This is a genomic window from Serratia plymuthica NBRC 102599, from assembly GCF_001590925.1.
Taxonomy (GTDB): domain Bacteria; phylum Pseudomonadota; class Gammaproteobacteria; order Enterobacterales; family Enterobacteriaceae; genus Serratia; species Serratia plymuthica.
Genome location: NZ_BCTU01000012.1, coordinates 169,693 through 186,173, shown reverse-complemented (window position 1 = coordinate 186,173; position 16,481 = coordinate 169,693). Strand labels below are relative to the sequence as shown.

Here is a 16,481-nt window from a genome sequence, read left to right as displayed (position 1 = left end):
TGGGAGCCAGGCAAGTGAACGGGGCGGTTTGCCTATACCACTGTCTCTTTTTGGCTGAAAGCCGGGTTCCTGCCAACACCGTGCGGGATGAATGACGCTATCCACGCAATCATCGTCGTGAATCCGACCAGCAGGCTGCGCACCATCGGCGGCGCATAGTCCGCCATGCGCAGGTAACCCCGGAAGCCCAGCGCCAGAACGTCGCGCAGGCTTTCGATCGGTTTATCTTCAGGGAACCCGTCCTGCCACAGCGCCCAGGTATCGGCGCGGGCAAAGGTGCACTGAATAAAATCAATATGTTCACGGGTGGTGAGATCGACCATGCGGATCCCCACCTTACTGCCGAAGGCGCGCGTGACCACGCACGGGAAGCTGTATTCCTGCTGGCCACGTTTTAGCAGCAGCGATGCCTTGTCGCCGTCTTTCAGCGCATCCGACACGCGCATTTCAATCCCTACCCCGCCGTCGGAATAGTCGCGCAGCGTGCAAGGAAACAGGTGACCATCGGCCCGGGCTATCGCGGCCGGCATGGCAATCTCCACGCGGTGCGCCTGGCGCACCTGCTTGGCCTCTACCGCCACCGCCACCGCGCCGCCGAGAATCGTCATGTTGTACAGCACCCACACCAGGCTGACGATCACTGTCATGACTTCGTCCGTCGGGCCGTAGGCCATCCGCCAGGCGCCGAAGATCAGGCCGGCCAGATTGAGCACCACCAGGAACATGTAAGGGCGGGTAATCACCCAATCGACATGTTCCTCTTCCACCAGCCCGCCTTTGGCGGTCACGTTGAATTTACCCTTGTGCGGATTGAACAGCGCCACCGTGGTAGGGCGGGCGATATACCAGGCCAGCACGGTCTCGTAGATCTCGCTCCAGAAAGAGTGACGGTATTTACCCTGGATGCGCGAGTTGGTCAGGCTGGCATGGATCATATGCGGCAACACATAGAGCGCGATCGCCAGCGCAGGGGCGAAAATGATATAGGCGTGCAGCAGCAGGAACGCCAAAGGCGCGGTGAGGAAAATCAGCCGCGGAATACCGGACAAGAAGTGCAACATGGCGTTGGCGTAACACAGCCGCTGCGCCAGTTTCAGCCCCTTGCCGAACAGCGGGTTATCCAGCCGGAAAATCTGCACCATGCCGCGCGCCCAACGAATGCGCTGGCCAATGTGCGCCGACAGGCTTTCGGTCGCCAGCCCGGCGGCCTGTGGAATACGGATATAGGCCGAGGTGTGCCCGCGACGATGCAAACGCAACGAGGTATGGGCATCTTCGGTGACGGTTTCCACCGCGATGCCGCCTATCTCATCCAGCGCGCTGCGGCGCAGGATGGCGCAAGAGCCGCAGAAGAAGGTCGCGTCCCACATATCGTTGCCGTCCTGCACCAGGCCGTAGAACAGCGTGCCTTCGTTCGGGGTCTGGCGGAAACGCCCGAGGTTGCGCTCAAACGGATCCGGCGAAAAGAAGTGATGTGGGGTCTGCAACATCGCCAGCTTCTTGTCTTTGAAGAACCAGCCCATGGTCAATTGCAGGAAGGAGCGGGTCGGTACGTGGTCGCAGTCGAAGATCGCCACAAACTCGCCGGTGGCCTGCTTCAGTGCGTTGTTGATGTTACCGGCCTTGGCATGCTCATGGGTCGGCCGGGCGATATATTTCACCCCCACCTCTTCGGCGAAGGCTTTGAATTCCGGTCGGTTGCCGTCATCGAGGAGGTAAATATTGACCTTCTCTTTCGGCCAATCAATACCCAGCGCGGCGTAGATAGTCGGTTTCACCACCCCAAGATCTTCGTTGTAGGTCGGCACCATAAGATCGATCGTCGGCCAGGTCGCGCTGTCGGCAGGCAGCGGCACCGGCTGGCGGTTAAGCGGCCAGACGGTCTGGAAATAGCCCAGAACCAACACCACCCAGGCATAGGTTTCCGCCGCCAGCAGCAGCAGGCCACAGGTCAGGCTGAGCGGATCGTCCCAGTTCAGCGTGGCGGTGTAGCGCCACCAAAGGTAGCGGCAGGAAACAGTCAGCGACAGTACGATCAGCATCAGCCCCGGCAAACGGCCCGGTACCCGGCGCACCACCATCGCAATGCCCCACAGCAGCACCACAAACACAAACTGCGCCTGCAAATCGAAGGGTTGCGAAATGCACAGCATGGCGAGGATCGCCGCCAGCACGCCGACAATAATAAACAGCACGCGGCGCATGCGCCGGCTCATCTGGCTCAGGCGTTCCACCGAACGCTGTTCCACCCCGGCGCTCTGCAATCGGTGCGGGAGCCTTTGCAACCAGTTGGCGTAACGCAGTTGCAGACGGTGCCAACCGGCGAAATAATGACGGCCCATCGGCGCGCGGCCGGTACGAAACAGCAACAGCCAAAGCCCCTGCAACAGATAACGCAGCCCATCCGCAGGGCGCGGGCGGCTGAAGGATAAATGCGGGAACCAATAGGCGCGGCTGGCGCGCACCCGCTGCCAGTCCGGGGATTCAAAACGCAGGAAAATCCAGCCCAACGCCACCAGCAGCGTGGCAAGGAAAGCGCTAAAGGCCGAGGATCCGTTACGGCGGTAGGTTCGATAGCGCGTCTGCACCGCCTGATGGACCGGCGGCACCAGCAACAGACTCATCACCCGGCTCATGGTGCCGCATCCTTGAGATTGATCAGACACCAGTTGGCCAGCGTCAGCACCTCATCGGCAGCCAGACTTTCCGGGCGGTACTCGCCCAACGGCTGCTTCACCGCCATTGCCTCGGCCATCGCCTCATCGCGGTGGATAGCCACCGGCAACAGGCCGCCCAGCGTTTGCAACCACAACTGATGCAAATCCTGCTGCAACTGGCTGGCAGCGAAATATTGGTTAATCAGAAAGCGGCAGCCTTCCGGCAACGCCTGTTGATGCAGGCGGATTTGGCAGTTGGCGTCCGGGGCGATCAGCATGAAGATGCTGTCTGCCAGCGCCAACGCCTGACGCGCCAGTACGCTGTCGTCCGCCGGCACGTCGAGCAGGATCCAGTGATATTGACCGCCGGCGGCCAACTGCGCCAGCCTATCTTGCCAGTGGGCGGGGGATTGCAGATTCAGTCGTTCCGTGGCCGTTAGCCGGCCAAAAGGAAGAAAATCGAGCTTTTCGCAATAGCGCATCGCGCCCTGCTGCCAGTCGCCGCCGTCTTGCTCAGCACGGGCCCAGCCGCGCGCCAGCCCAAACGGCATATTAAAATGCAGGCGTAATAGATTATCCGGCGCGAAATCAATCGCCAGCACCGATTCACCCAACTGTTGTAATGCCCAGGCGAGTGCCGCCGTCACTGACGTCGTGCCCATTCCGCCTCGCAGACCCTGCAGAGCAATCACTGGCATAAACTAGCGACTCCCCGTTATCTGCGCCAATTCGGCCAGCAGCGGCCAGCGCGTCATCATCTGAGTTAATCGTTCCTGACGCGAAATATCGACATAACTTAATGTCGGCAGAGAAAATGCCTCGCTAAGGGCCAGCAGATCATCCTGAGTTTCCGACGGTGCCACGGTTTGAAAGCGCGTTAATTGATTATTCATTCTGCCGCCTTTAAAAATAGGCTAATGTTAATTAACTATAGCAACGTAAAAAAAAGACATGGCCAATAAGATGATTCCTAACAGATATTATTACACAGATTGTCAGATTTGTTATTATTGATCCCAATGATACGATGACTGACTAGCATTACTCAGTTGGCCGCAACGACACTTTCAACGAAAGTAGAAAAATATCCTATGGCGCAATCTTTCTCATTAGGTATTCGGCAGATTTGGGAAGAACTGTCAGTGATGCAGTCCCCCGGGCTCTATTGGGTGAATGTCGACCGTCAAACTGATGCCACTCTGCTCTGCCAACAAACCCTGGCTGCCCAGGCCGCAACCAGCCAGGTCGCGCTGATCTGCAGTGGAGAAAAACCCGACAAACTGCTGGCGGAGCTGGCCTCCCCCGCGCTGAAAAAAATTCCGCTGTACCAGTTACCGGAAAAAAAAGCGGCGCTAACGCATTTCTGCGATGACCTGATGCGCGCCTTAAAACCGCAAAACCGCTTATTAATCCTGCTGGCCCACGCAAGCCTGTGGCAAACCTTCACCACCGAAGAGTTACGCGATTGGGCCCGCAACACCGGCAACTGGCTGCGGCGGCAAGGGTGTACCCTGTTGATCCTCAGCCATGGCAGCGGCGTGAATAAACTCAAAGGGCAGCTCAGCCCCCAGCACCGCATTCTTAACGGCCTGTCCAGTTTGCAATGGCAGCAAGACAGCGCGCAGTATCTGGTTAACTGGTGGTGCACGGGAAACGGCATCAACGCCAACCAGTTGCTAACGCTGTATGTCGGTGAAAACGGCTGGCAGGGTGACGATGACAACAACCAAGCCTCGCCCACCTCGATACGCAGCGACGAAGGTCTCTACCTGGCCCAGCAAAGCATTCTTGAGGGCGCACCGCCGCTATCGGCCCACTGGCAACTGTTGGAAAGCAATGAGCAACTGGCTCAGCACGGCATGCTGACGCTCTCGGCGACGCTGATATTTGCGCTGTACCAAAGCGATGAGATCGATGTGCTGGCCCATCAAATTCACAGCCTGCGCCGCCACCGCGGCAACGGGCTGAAGATCGTGGTGCGCGAGATGAGCGCCAGCCTGCGCTACAGCGATGAACGCCTGCTGCTGGCCTGCGGTGCCAACCTGACGGTGCCGCACGTTGCGCCGCTGTCGCGTTTTCTGACCATGCTGGAAGGCATCCAGGGGCAACGCTTCTCACGCCATGTTCCGGCGGATATCGACACCCTGCTGCACGGCTTGCGACCGCTGCAATTGAAAGGCTATATGCGCCCGGACGACTTCAGCCAGGCGGTCATTTCGCTGATGGAAAACACGCTGCTGCCGGAAGACGGCAAAGGTGTGATGGTAGCACTGCGTCCTGCGCCGGGGCTGCGCGCCGAACAGGCGATGACCTTGTGTCATCTGCGCCGCTTCGGTGACGTGATGACCGTGGTGCAAGGCCGGCTGGTGCTGTTTCTCTCCACTTGCAGGATTAACGATCTGGACACCGCGCTGAAATTTATCTTCCGCCTGCCGGTGAACGAGGCGTTCAGCAACCGGGTAATGTGGCACCAGGATGTGGATATTACTTCAGAAATCAAACGGCTGGCGCACAGCGCCAATATTCCGTTAGCGCCGCAGGCCACCAAGCCATCCGCGCCGCGCCAGAGCGCCGCCGTGGCTGACAGCCCGCAGGAGCGCCGTCAACCGGTGGCCTTCACGCTGACTACCGGCGCACAGGAGAACAAGCATGCTGAACCTTAACGATATCGTGCAGTTGATCCTGCTGTGCGCGATCATTTTTATTCCGCTGGGGTACTTCTTTCATCGCCGTTTCCCGCGCTGGCGTCAATATTGGCAAAACCTGTTTTTATCACCGCGCTATTTAAAACCCACCGGGTTATGGGTGCGCGAAGGTTCTTCATCTCAGATTAAGCGTAAAAAACAGCCATGAAGCCAAAAAACAACACCCAAACCGATAACTCCCTGTGGCGCTACTGGCGCGGACTCGGCGGCTGGAACTACTACTTCCTGGCCAAATTCGGCCTGCTGTGGTTCGGCTACCTGAATTTCCACCCGCTGCCGAACCTGGTGTTCATGGCGTTCCTGCTGATGCCGATACCGGCGATGCGTCTGCACCGCTGGCGGCACTACGTCGCCATTCCTGTCGGCATCGCCCTGTTCTATTACGACACCTGGCTGCCGGGTATTAACAGCATTCTCAGCCAGGGCTCGCAGTTGACCGGCTTCAGCGCCCAATACCTGCTGGAACTGGTGACCCGTTTTATCAACTGGCAGATGATCGGCGCCGCCTTCGTGATGCTGATTGCCTACCTGTTCCTGGCCCAGTGGGTGCGCGTCACGGTCTTCACCGTGGGGGCGCTGGTGTGGCTGAATGTCCTGACCATCGCCGGCCCGGCCGTGTCGCTGCTGCCCGCCAACACCACCGCAGCCACCACCACGCCGGCAACGACTGCGCCAGCCGCAGCAGGCGGTGACAACGCCCCGACCGACAGCGCACCGCCGACCAGCGCTAACCTGACAGCCTACCTGAATCAGTTTTACGATCGGGAAAAAGCCCGCACCACCGCCTTCCCGGCCGCCCTGCCGGCCGACGCTCAGCCGTTTGATCTGCTGGTAATCAATATCTGTTCGCTGGCCTGGGCCGATATGGATGAAGCGAAGCTCCAGAACCACCCGTTGTGGTCGAAGATGGACATCATGTTCGACAACTTCAACTCGGCGACGGCCTACAGTGGCCCGGCGGCGATCCGCCTGCTGCGCGCCAGTTGCGGCCAACCGTCCCATCACGATTTGTATCAACCGGTGAATCAGCAATGCTATCTGTTTGATAATCTTGCCAAACTTGGCTTTAAAGAACAGCTGATGCTGGACCACTCGGGCGTGTTCGGCAATTTCCTCAAAGAGCTGCGCGAGCAGGGCGATCTGCAGGCGCCGCTGATGTCGCAAGCCGGTATCGGCAATGAGCTGGCCTCTTTCGACGGCGAACCAATTTACAACGATCTGGAACTGCTCACCCGCTGGCTGGATCAACAGCAGAAGGCCGGAGATACCCGCAGCGCCACCTTCTTCAACGTCATTCCGTTGCATGACGGCAACCGTTTCGTCGGCTCGAACAAGAGCGCGGATTATCAGCCGCGGGCGCAAAAGCTGTTTGACCAGTTGAATACCTTCCTGGAACAACTGGAAAAATCCGGGCGCAAAGTGATGGTGGTGATTGTACCGGAACATGGCGCGGCGTTGGTCGGTGACAAAATGCAGATGTCCGGCCTGCGTGATATTCCAAGCCCGAACATTACCCATACGCCGGTCGGCATCAAACTGGTGGGCATGAAAGCGCCGCATCAGGGCGGCCCACTGCAAGTTAAAACGCCGAGCAGCTATCTGGCGCTCTCAGAGCTGGTGTCCCGCCTGGTCGACGGTAAAGCCTTCACCGCGCCGAGCGTAGACTGGCAAGCGCTGACTCAGAATCTGCCGCAAACGCCGGTTATCTCGGAGAATGACAACGCCATCGTGATGCAATATCAGGGTAAACCTTACATTCGCCTCAACGGCGGCGACTGGGTACCTTATCCGCAGTAAGCGTACAGCCCACCCCGCAGTTAATTCTCAGGCACGCCTTCGGGCGTGCTTTTTTATGGCTTGCAGAATAAAGGATGACTGCAGCGCTGAACCGCCAGTAATTAAACGTCGGGCTATTACAGTGCGATGACGGATATCATGATTTAAAGGACACTCCGAATATAAGTAATATTTTTTAGGATTAGGGTAATAAAACCAATATTTATGAATATATCAGAAAGAATTATTCAATAAATAAAGTTAATGGCTCCGGGAATTTCCCGAAAAAAAATGCCGGCGTAAATGCCGGCATGTTCATTAATTATCAGCGATAACAAAGTTATGCCGCAGGATTTTCATCCTGATCGACCGCGAAACAAGCCACCATCTGGTCGCCGTATTGCTTAAGCTGCGGTTGCAACTGGGTGCATGGCCCGAAGGCGCGACGGCAGCGAGCATTGAATGCACAGCCTGGCGGCGGGTTCATCGGGCTGGGCAGTTCGCCGGTCAACTTGATACGTTCGCGGCGCATATCCGGATTCAACCGCGGCGTGGCGGACAGCAGCGCCTGGGTGTACGGATGGCGCGGATTGTTGAAAATGGCGTCTTTACTGCCCTTCTCCACGCAACGCCCGAGATACATCACCATGACCTCGTCGGCAATGTGCTCCACCACCGACAAATCATGCGAGATGAACACATAAGACAGCCCCAAATCCTGCTGCAGGTCCATCATCAGGTTCAGCACCTGCGCACGCACCGACACATCGAGTGCAGACACGGGTTCATCGGCGATCACCACGTCCGGGTTCAGCATCAGCCCACGCGCGATGGCGATGCGCTGACGCTGGCCGCCGGAAAACATGTGCGGATAACGATCGTAATGCTCGGTTTTCAGCCCGACCTTCGCCATCATCTCCAGCGCCTTTTCACGGCGCTCCGCGCTGGTCAGCGTGGTGTTGATCTGCAAGGGTTCCTCGAGGATCTGCCCGACCTTTTTACGCGGGTTGAGCGATCCGTAAGGATTCTGGAACACAATCTGGATCTTCTGGCGCCGCAGCTTCTCGGCGGTGACGTCCGGTTTCAGCAGATCCTGCCCCTGATAGTAAAGTTCACCGGCCGTCGGCACTTCGATCATCGTCAGCAGGCGGCCAAGGGTCGACTTGCCGCAGCCTGATTCGCCCACCACCGCCAGCGTTTTACCGCGCTCCAGCGTGAAGGAAACGCCGTCCAGCGCCTTGACCAGCCGTTCCGGGGCAAATATCCCCTTCTTGACCGCATAGTGTTTCTTCAGGTCAATCGCCTGCAATAAGGGTTGATTCTGGCTCATACGGTCGGCCTCCCCGCATCATCCAGCGGTGTGTGACATTTAACCTGGCGGCCGGGAATGCTGCGCAGTTCCGGCTCCTCGGCGCGGCAACGCTCATTGGCGTACGGGCAGCGCGGGTTGAGCAGACACCCGTCAGGACGGTCATATTTGCCCGGCACCACGCCCGGCAGCGATGCCAGACGCGCCTTGTCGGCGGCGAATTCCGGCAGTGCGCGCAGCAGTGCCTGGGTGTAAGGGTGACGCGGCGCGCGGAAAATCTCTGCGGCCTTGCCGGATTCCACCACCTGACCGGCGTACATCACGATGATGTGGTGCGCCGCTTCGGATACCAGCGCCAAATCGTGGGTGATCAGCAAGAGCGCCATATTCTCGCGCTGCTGCAACTCCAGCAGCAGTTCGATAATTTGCGCCTGGATGGTCACGTCGAGCGCCGTGGTCGGTTCATCGGCAATCAGCAGCTTGGGCCGACAGGCGATCGCCATGGCGATCATTACGCGCTGGCTCATCCCGCCGGAAAGCTGATGCGGGTACACGTCCAGCCGCGAGGCCGGATCGGGAATGCCCACCTGGGTCAGCAGATCCACGGCCCGCTGGCGGCGAGTACTGCGGCTACCGCCCTGGTGTACCTTCAACGCTTCCATAATCTGGAAACCGACGGTGTAACACGGGTTCAGGCTGGTCATCGGGTCCTGGAAGATCATCGCCACTTCCGAGCCCACCAGTTGGCGGCGCTCTTTTTCGGAAATCTTGCGCAGATCCTGGCCGTTAAACTCCAGTTTTTCTGCCATCACCTTGCCGGGGAAATCGATCAATCCCATGATCGCCAGCGAGCTGACGGACTTGCCGGAGCCGGATTCGCCGACGATGCCGACCACCTGGCCCTGCTCAACGCTGTAACTGATACGGTCGACCGCGCGGAACGGTGTCCCTTCGTCACCGAAGTGCACCGAAAGCTTGTCTACATTTAATAACGCCATCTCTCTCGTCCTCTGTTACTGCTTGAGTTTGGGGTCGAGAGCATCACGCAAGCCGTCCCCCATCAGGTTGAATGCAAGCACCGTCAGCAGAATCGCCACGCCGGGGAAGGTCACGACCCACCAGGCGCTTTGGGCGAACTGCAGCACGTCGGAGAGCATGGTGCCCCACTCCGGCGTTGGCGGTTGCGCACCCATGCCCAGAAAGCCGAGAGCGGCCATATCCAGAATGGCGTTCGAGAAGCCAAGAGAGGCCTGGACGATCAAGGGTGCCAGGCAGTTTGGCAGAATGTTGATGAACATTTGACGCATCGCACCGGCGCCCGCCACGCGTGAGGCAGTGACGTAGTCGCGGTTCACTTCCACCAGCACCGCCGCGCGGGTTAGACGCACATAGTGCGGCAAGGCGACGAAGGTCAGCGCCAGCGAGGCGTTGACGATCGACGGGCCGAAGATCGCCACCAGCACCAGCGCCAGCAGCAGGCTTGGCAGCGCCAGCATGATGTCGACGATACGCATGATGACGGCATCCACCACGCCGCCGAAGTAGCCGGCCAGCAGGCCCAGCACCACGCCCATGATCAGCGACAGCACCACCACCAGGCAACCGACCAGCAGTGACAACCGCGCGCCGTACATCAGGCGCGACAGCACATCTCGGCCCACATCGTCGGTACCGAGGAAATACTGCCAACTGCCCCCTTCCTGCCAGGCCGGCGGCCTGAGCAGCGCGTCGCGGAACTGATCCGCCGGGGCATGCGGTGCCAGTACGCCGGCGCCAATAGCAATCACAAACATCAAAACGATATAAACCAGGCCGACAACGGCCCCTTTGTTGCGCTTGAAATAGTGCCAGAACTCCTGGAACGGGCTCATGGGCTTCGGCGCACCTTTAACAACAGGCTCAGTGACTTGAGACATTAGAGCGCCCCTTATTTCTTGTGGCGAATACGCGGGTTGACCACGCCGTAGAGCACGTCTACCAGCAGGTTAACCAGAATAATCATACAGGCGACCAACAACACGCCGCCCTGAACGACCGGGTAGTCGCGGCGTTGCAGCGCGTCCATCAGCCAACGCCCCAGGCCCGGCCAGGAGAAGATGGTTTCGGTCAGAATGGCACCGGCCAGCATGGTGCCGACCTGCAAGCCGATGACCGTCACTACCGGCAACAGCGCGTTGCGCAGCGCATGCACCACAATCACCCTCATACGGCTCACGCCCTTGGCGCGTGCGGTGCGGATGTAATCTTCGCCGAGCACTTCCAGCATTGAGGAGCGCGTCATGCGCACGATGACCGCCAACGGAATGGTGCCGAGCACGATGGCCGGCAGGATCATATGCATTACCGCATCGGTGAAGTCGCCCGGTTCGCCCCAGATCAGAGTGTCGATCAGCATAAAGCCGGTCAGCGGCAAGCTGTCATCGAGGAACACCGTATCGCTGACGCGCCCCGATACCGGCGTCAGGTTTAGCTGCACCGACACCAGCATGATCAGCATCATGCCCCACCAGAAAATCGGCATCGAATAGCCGGTCAGCGAAATGCCCACCGCGGTATGATCGAATATCGATCCCCGCCGGACCGCCGCCAGCACCCCTACCGGAATGCCCACCAGCACGGCGAAGATCATCGCGCAGAAACCGAGCTCCAGCGTGGCTTTAAAGCGTGGAACAAACTCTTCCCACACCGAGATGCGGCTTTTGAGGGAGGTACCCAAATCGCCATGCAGCACGTTGGATACGTAATGGAAGTATTGTTGATAGAGCGGCTTATCCAGCCCCATTTCCGCCATCAACTGCGCATGGCGTTCTGCGGAGATCCCGCGTTCCCCGGCCATGATGGTCACCGGGTCACCGGGGATCATATGGACGAATGCAAAAGTCAGCAAAGTTATGCCGATAAACGTTGGGATAACTAACCCCAAACGTCGGAGTATGAACTGCAACATATCCCGAACTCTCTGTATCAATGCCCGGCAGCTCATCGTCCGCCAGGCTTATTAAAGCTCACACACTTTGAACAACCCTGATGCCATACGCCGGGGACGACTCAGCAGAAGCGCAACCTGTTGCGCCCCTGCCAAGTCCTTTTGTGCACCCCGGCCGAAGGGCCAGAATCAATCTAGAGAGACGTTCTCAAAGTGATGCTTGCCAAGCGGATCCACGACGTAGCCTTTCACTTCTTTACGCACGGGCTCATAAACGGTGGAGTGGGCAACAATCAGCGCCGGAGCCTGATCGTGCATCACGACCTGAGCCTGTTTGTACAGTTCTACGCGTTTGTCGTGGTTTGGTTCGGCGCGCGCCGGTTGAATCAGATCTTCAAACGGCTTGTAGCACCAGCGGGAGTAGTTGGAGCCGTCTTTCGCTGCGGCGCAGCTGAACAGCGTGGCGAAGAAGTTATCCGGATCCCCGTTGTCGCCGGTCCAGCCCATCATCACCGTCTGATGTTCGCCCGCCTTGGCGCGCTTGAGGTATTCACCCCACTCATAGGTCACGATTTTGGCTTTCACGCCGATTTTCGCCCAGTCGTTCTGGATCATTTCCGCCATGCGACGCGCATTCGGGTTATACGGACGCTGTACCGGCATCGCCCACAGATCGATGGCGAAACCGTCAGCCATACCGGCTTCTTTCAGCAGTTCTTTGGCCTTGACCGGATCGTAAGTGTAATCCTTCACCGCGTCGTTATAGCCCCACATGGTCGGTGGGATCAGGTTCTTGGCCGCCTGGCCCGCACCCTGATACACCGCGTCGATGATCGCCTGCTTGTTGACCGCCAGGGTCAACGCCTGACGCACTTTCAGGTTATCCAGCGGTTTTTTCTCGACGTTGAACGCCAGATAGCCGACGTTCAGCCCCGGTTTTTCCATCAGGTTGATGGTTTTGTCCTGCTTCATACGAGCGATATCAGCCGGGTTCGGGAAAGGCATCACCTGGCACTCGTTTTTCTGCAGCTTGGCGTAACGCACGGAAGCGTCAGGCGTAATGGAGAAGACTAAACGGTCGATCTTCGGCTTGGTACCCCAGTAACCGTCAAATGCCTTGTACAGGATTTTGGAGTCTTTCTGGTATTGCAGCAGCTGGAACGGGCCGGTACCGACCGGGTTCAGATCCACTTTTTCCGGCGTGCCGGCTTTCATCATGTTGTCGGCGTATTCGGCTGACAGGATGGACGCGAAGTCCATGCCCAGATCGGCCAGGAACGGTGACTCCGGACGGTTCAGCACGAAGCGCACGGTGTTATCGTCCACTTTTTCGATTTTGGCGATCAGCTTCGGCATATCCATGCCTTCAAAGTACTCATAGCTGCCGCCGGAGACTTTATGATAGGCATTGTTCGCGTCCAGCTGACGTTCGAACGAGAACACCACGTCGTCGGCGTTAAAATCGCGGGTCGGTTTGAAGTCTTTGTTGCTCTGCCACTTCACGCCTTTACGCAGGTGGAAAGTGTAGGTTTTGCCGTCTTCGCTGACGTCCCATTTTTCGGCCAGGCCCGGCTCCAGTTCGGTGGTGCCGATTTTGAATTCGACCAAACGGTTATAGATAGGCACCGAGCTGGCATCATAGGTGGTACCCGAGGTAAACAGCTGCGGGTTGAACCCTTCCGGGGACCCTTCAGAACAGTAAACCAACGTTTTGGCTTGTACGCTGGCCGCTACGGTCAACGCAATCAGCCCAATCCCGAATTTCAGAATCCCTGTTTTTCCCAAGGAACTTGTCATCGCTGTGCTCCGTTATGTGATGTGATGTGTGTATTACTGCCAGACCCTATATTTTTTATTGCACGGCCTGTGCAGTCAGCGCCCAAAGGCAGAAGGGATAATCGCGCGTGAGAGGCCGGGGGAACGTATCCCGGCGGGGCGTCTGAGCGTGTGGAATTCACTCAAACAACTCTAGCTCTTACCCCTGAGACTACCAAATTGCCAACTGTTTGGGGTGTCGTCAATATAACCAGTGGGGATTTACGCAGACTGTGAGAAACAGCAAACAAACATAAAAAAAACCTTTTTTTAACAGTTACAGCATTAAAAATTATGCTATACGGTCATTTTTAGCTCGATAGGCTGCCTTTCGAAAAGTTATTGGTATTTAACTCCGAGAAAAAACTAAAAAAGTTTGTTGCTGAATGATGAATATCTGAACGGTTATTTTCGTTATCTGGGTTAAAAACAGGATGAAATGCTGATTACTCACTCGAAAGGGTGAGGCGGAGTTGTCTTTTTTGCGCCCTGTGACATCACAATCTGTGCGGCGTGAAAAAACTTTCGTCTGTCAAAAAGCCGGGGGCGAAAGGATATCCCCCGGCAACGTGCTACAACCGAATTATTGCGCGCCGGCGCTATTGCCCAGGCTGGTATTCATATTGTTCAGAATATCCCCGTTGTCGGCGTCAATTTCCCAAGAGAACAATCCCCCCAGCTGCTTATCCAGCACATACTTGCCTTTCGCCTGCACCGAGCGCGGATCGTCGAAGGTGATCAGGTCGCCGGTAGATGGCTTGAACACATAAGGCGCTTCTGCGGTGGCGTCATAGTTGTACTGCCATTCGCCACTCATAAACTCGTTGGCGATCTGACGGTAATCCACGATGCCATTTTCCCAGGTGCCTTTCACCGGCCCGGTGGCGGTGCCGGTAAACGGATTGTTGTTCTGGTAACCGCTCACGCCGGTCCAGCCACGGCCGTATTTGGCCGCACCCACCACAATTTTGCCCGGCTTCACGCCCTGTGCCAGCAACGCATTGACGCCGTTAACCGTGGTATAAGCCGTGTCCGGTTTCCAGGCCGGCGCTTTCAGCGCGGTCTGGTGGCCCAGATTTTTCAGATCAAAAGCGCCATAGAAGTCGTAGCTCATCAGGAAGATGTGGTCCATCGAGTTCTGCGCGGTGTTGTAATCCACTTTGTCGATCTTGTCCTTACCGGCGCTGATAGCGGAGGTCAGCTCATACTTGCGGCCGGTTTCCGCCGAAAGCTGATCCAGCATGGCACGCAGATCTTTCATCAACTGCACATAGGTCGCCCCGTCCTGCGCGCTGCCCAGTTTCGGGTTAGCGCCCTCTCCACCCGGGAATTCCCAGTCGATATCCACGCCGTCAAAGAACTTCCAGGTCTGCAGGAACTCTTTCACCGAACCGACGAAGCGATCGCGCTTCACCTTATCGCCCATAAAGAAGAACGGGTCGGACAGCGTCCAGCCGCCGATAGACGGCAGGATTTTCAGATCGGGACGCGCCTGTTTGAGCGCCATCAACTGACCGAAGTTGCCTTTGTAGGGGTCATCCCAGGCGGTGACGCCCTTTTGCCCTTTCTGCAGCGCGGCGAACGGATCGTGGATCGACACCTTGAAGTCTTCACGGCCCTGGCAGGAACGTTGCAGCGCCTGGAAACTGCCTTCGATCTCTTTGAGACTGTCGTTAATGCCGTCACCGCCGCAGACCGGGATAAAGCCGTACAGCAGGTGCGTCAGGTTCTGCGCCGGAATTTTATCGACGGTGAAGTTACGGTTATAAACGCCCCATTCAACGAAATAAGAACCGACGACTTTGCCGGAGTCTTGTTTATAAGGTTTATTCTTTTCCAGTAACGGTTCTTTTAACGGCGCCAAATGGCTGCCGTCAGTATCCGCCACCACAATTTCTGTCGCGTCGCTGGCGGTGCAGCCCTCGGCATTACATAATGCCACCTGCATTTGATAACGGCCGCCCTTATTCACCTTAAAGTTTGCCGTGCCCGAAGCGCCGGTTGAGGCACCGCTCCAGACTTCCTTGCCGTTTAATAACACTTTTGCCGTGGTGCCGGTATCGCCATTCCATAAATTCCATGAAACGGAAACATCCGCGGCAGTTTTTACTTTCACCAGATTATTATAAGCCGTCGCCGCCTGATCAACCTCGACAATGGCGAACTTGGTATTGCCCCAGGCCAGCGTGGGCTTGCCCGGCGTAGCGGCCTGCGCCGCAGAACACAGCGTGCTGCCGATCAGCAACGCCAACAGCGGTTTATTAAATTTGCGCATAACTGATTCCTTTATTCCGAGAGGATAAACGTAAAAGAGTTAATGACGGCCGCCTATTGTCGGAGCAAAATAATTCCGAAATAATCCTGGCCGATTAAAGTAAAAAATATTAAATATCTTGCCACACAACAGGAATTAATTAATCCCGCTGTATGTACTCAGACTATAGATAAAACCGCCGACAACACAATAGCGCTATCAACCGGGTTTTATTGGGCAACGGTGAATTTATTTAAATATGAATAACAGAAGTAGCCAGGAATAAGGAGAGTAAATTAATTAGTGAGAAAGGATGAATGTTTTTTATGGGGTTGATGTCATCGTTGACATCAAAATAAACTTGATGGTAGCTTAAACATCAACAAGGAATGTTAAATGCCGGCAATACTCATAATGAAGAGACGCATCTGGCTGGACAGAAGCAGTTTGCTCAGCCTGGTTGTCTGGGACGTAACCCCCTCGGTAAGAGGAAGCAACCACAGATACAAGTACCGTTTGGCCTATGTTGTGCAAGATGTGTGCGTATTGCGCTACGACAACGAAGCAGGTAAAGGCGACCACAAACATCTCGGCGCAGCCGAGGTACCCATAGAGTTTATTGACATCAACCAATTGGTTGATGATTTTGTTACCGAAGTAAACCAGCTAAGGAGGCCACAATGAGCATTCTGACGGTAAATGTACTGCCTGCCGAACAGGCGATCAACAGGCTTAAAGCCGATTTTTCCAAAGCATTATCTGGCGCGGATATGGGAAGCGTGCTGACATTTCCAGATATCGAAACAATGACCTATGTTTTGCTGAACACTAACCGCATGGCGCTTATCAGAGAAATGACCGGTGCTGAGCCGATGTCAATCCGCGAACTTTCCAGGCGGGTAAGCAGGGATTTCAAAGCTGTACATACGGATGTTCAAGCGCTACTGAATGCCGGCGTTTTAGAGAAGAAAGGGACGAAGATTGTGTTCCCTTACGACGAAATACATTTCGAATTCGTGTTCGGTAAGGCCGCCTGAAC

At 56.6% G+C, this 16,481-nt stretch carries 14 protein-coding genes; 5 read left to right on the top strand and 9 right to left on the bottom strand.

Translation table 11 applies throughout. The features are described from left to right. Nucleotides 1-32: 32 nt before the first annotated feature. Genes bcsA through bcsR form a run of 3 tightly spaced genes read right to left on the bottom strand, consistent with a single transcriptional unit; the run spans nucleotide 33 to nucleotide 3,550 of the window. Nucleotides 33-2,636 (bottom strand): UDP-forming cellulose synthase catalytic subunit, encoded by a 2,604-nt coding sequence (gene bcsA / locus SPL01S_RS09335; protein ID WP_063199095.1) that lies wholly within the window; start codon nucleotides 2,634-2,636, stop codon nucleotides 33-35. Next, complete coding sequence (gene bcsQ / locus SPL01S_RS09330) at nucleotides 2,633-3,355, bottom strand: cellulose biosynthesis protein BcsQ (protein ID WP_063199092.1); 723 nt, start codon at nucleotides 3,353-3,355, stop codon at nucleotides 2,633-2,635. The genes bcsA and bcsQ overlap by 4 nt, the downstream gene beginning before the upstream one ends. Nucleotides 3,356-3,358: 3 nt before the next feature. Beyond that, the gene (bcsR, locus tag SPL01S_RS09325) at nucleotides 3,359-3,550 is read right to left on the bottom strand and encodes a cellulose biosynthesis protein BcsR (RefSeq protein WP_062869197.1); all 192 of its coding nucleotides are present in this window, start codon (nucleotides 3,548-3,550) and stop codon (nucleotides 3,359-3,361) included. 198 nt (nucleotides 3,551-3,748) lie between these two features. Here bcsR and bcsE point away from each other — a divergent pair, with 198 nt between their 5' ends. From bcsE to bcsG, 3 genes are read left to right on the top strand one after another with little or no spacing between them, the layout of a single operon-like run. Next, nucleotides 3,749-5,320 carry a cellulose biosynthesis protein BcsE gene (bcsE, locus tag SPL01S_RS09320; protein ID WP_063199088.1) on the top strand — a complete coding sequence of 524 codons (1,572 nt, stop codon included), beginning with the start codon at nucleotides 3,749-3,751 and terminating at the stop codon, nucleotides 5,318-5,320. Then, nucleotides 5,307-5,510: a cellulose biosynthesis protein BcsF gene (bcsF, locus tag SPL01S_RS09315; protein ID WP_004950833.1), complete on the top strand. Its 204-nt coding sequence runs from the start codon at nucleotides 5,307-5,309 to the stop codon at nucleotides 5,508-5,510. Before bcsE ends, bcsF begins: the two co-directional genes overlap by 14 nt. Next, a complete protein-coding gene (bcsG, locus tag SPL01S_RS09310) occupies nucleotides 5,507-7,159 on the top strand; it encodes a cellulose biosynthesis protein BcsG (RefSeq protein WP_063199084.1) in 1,653 nt (550 codons plus the stop codon). The genes bcsF and bcsG overlap by 4 nt, the downstream gene beginning before the upstream one ends. A gap of 319 nt (nucleotides 7,160-7,478) precedes the next feature. Here the strand turns inward: bcsG and dppF are convergent, their stop codons facing one another. The 6 genes from dppF to chiA form a co-directional block, all read right to left on the bottom strand. Then, a complete protein-coding gene (gene dppF / locus SPL01S_RS09305) occupies nucleotides 7,479-8,468 on the bottom strand; it encodes a dipeptide ABC transporter ATP-binding subunit DppF (RefSeq protein WP_004950828.1) in 990 nt (329 codons plus the stop codon). Next, nucleotides 8,465-9,445 (bottom strand): dipeptide ABC transporter ATP-binding protein, encoded by a 981-nt coding sequence (gene dppD / locus SPL01S_RS09300; RefSeq protein ID WP_063199081.1) that lies wholly within the window; start codon nucleotides 9,443-9,445, stop codon nucleotides 8,465-8,467. The genes dppF and dppD overlap by 4 nt, the downstream gene beginning before the upstream one ends. 15 nt (nucleotides 9,446-9,460) lie before the next feature. Next, a complete protein-coding gene (dppC, locus tag SPL01S_RS09295; protein ID WP_020438278.1) occupies nucleotides 9,461-10,363 on the bottom strand; it encodes a dipeptide ABC transporter permease DppC in 903 nt (300 codons plus the stop codon). A gap of 11 nt (nucleotides 10,364-10,374) precedes the next feature. Continuing rightward, a complete protein-coding gene (dppB, locus tag SPL01S_RS09290) occupies nucleotides 10,375-11,394 on the bottom strand; it encodes a dipeptide ABC transporter permease DppB (RefSeq protein WP_013811014.1) in 1,020 nt (339 codons plus the stop codon). A 168-nt stretch (nucleotides 11,395-11,562) separates the two neighbouring features. Further along, a complete protein-coding gene (gene dppA, locus SPL01S_RS09285; protein ID WP_062869194.1) occupies nucleotides 11,563-13,170 on the bottom strand; it encodes a dipeptide ABC transporter periplasmic-binding protein DppA in 1,608 nt (535 codons plus the stop codon). A gap of 601 nt (nucleotides 13,171-13,771) precedes the next feature. Next, nucleotides 13,772-15,463, bottom strand: a complete 1,692-nt coding sequence (chiA, locus tag SPL01S_RS09280; protein ID WP_063199078.1) for a chitinase ChiA — start codon at nucleotides 15,461-15,463, stop codon at nucleotides 13,772-13,774. A 375-nt stretch (nucleotides 15,464-15,838) separates the two neighbouring features. Here chiA and SPL01S_RS09275 point away from each other — a divergent pair, with 375 nt between their 5' ends. Together SPL01S_RS09275 and SPL01S_RS09270 are read left to right on the top strand one after the other, a co-directional pair. Continuing rightward, nucleotides 15,839-16,126 (top strand): toxin-antitoxin system TumE family protein, encoded by a 288-nt coding sequence (locus SPL01S_RS09275; protein WP_063199074.1) that lies wholly within the window; start codon nucleotides 15,839-15,841, stop codon nucleotides 16,124-16,126. Then, entirely contained in the window at nucleotides 16,123-16,479 is a 357-nt protein-coding gene (locus SPL01S_RS09270; RefSeq protein WP_063199071.1) for an HVO_A0114 family putative DNA-binding protein, read from the top strand. Before SPL01S_RS09275 ends, SPL01S_RS09270 begins: the two co-directional genes overlap by 4 nt. The last annotated feature ends 2 nt before the right edge of the window (nucleotides 16,480-16,481 follow it).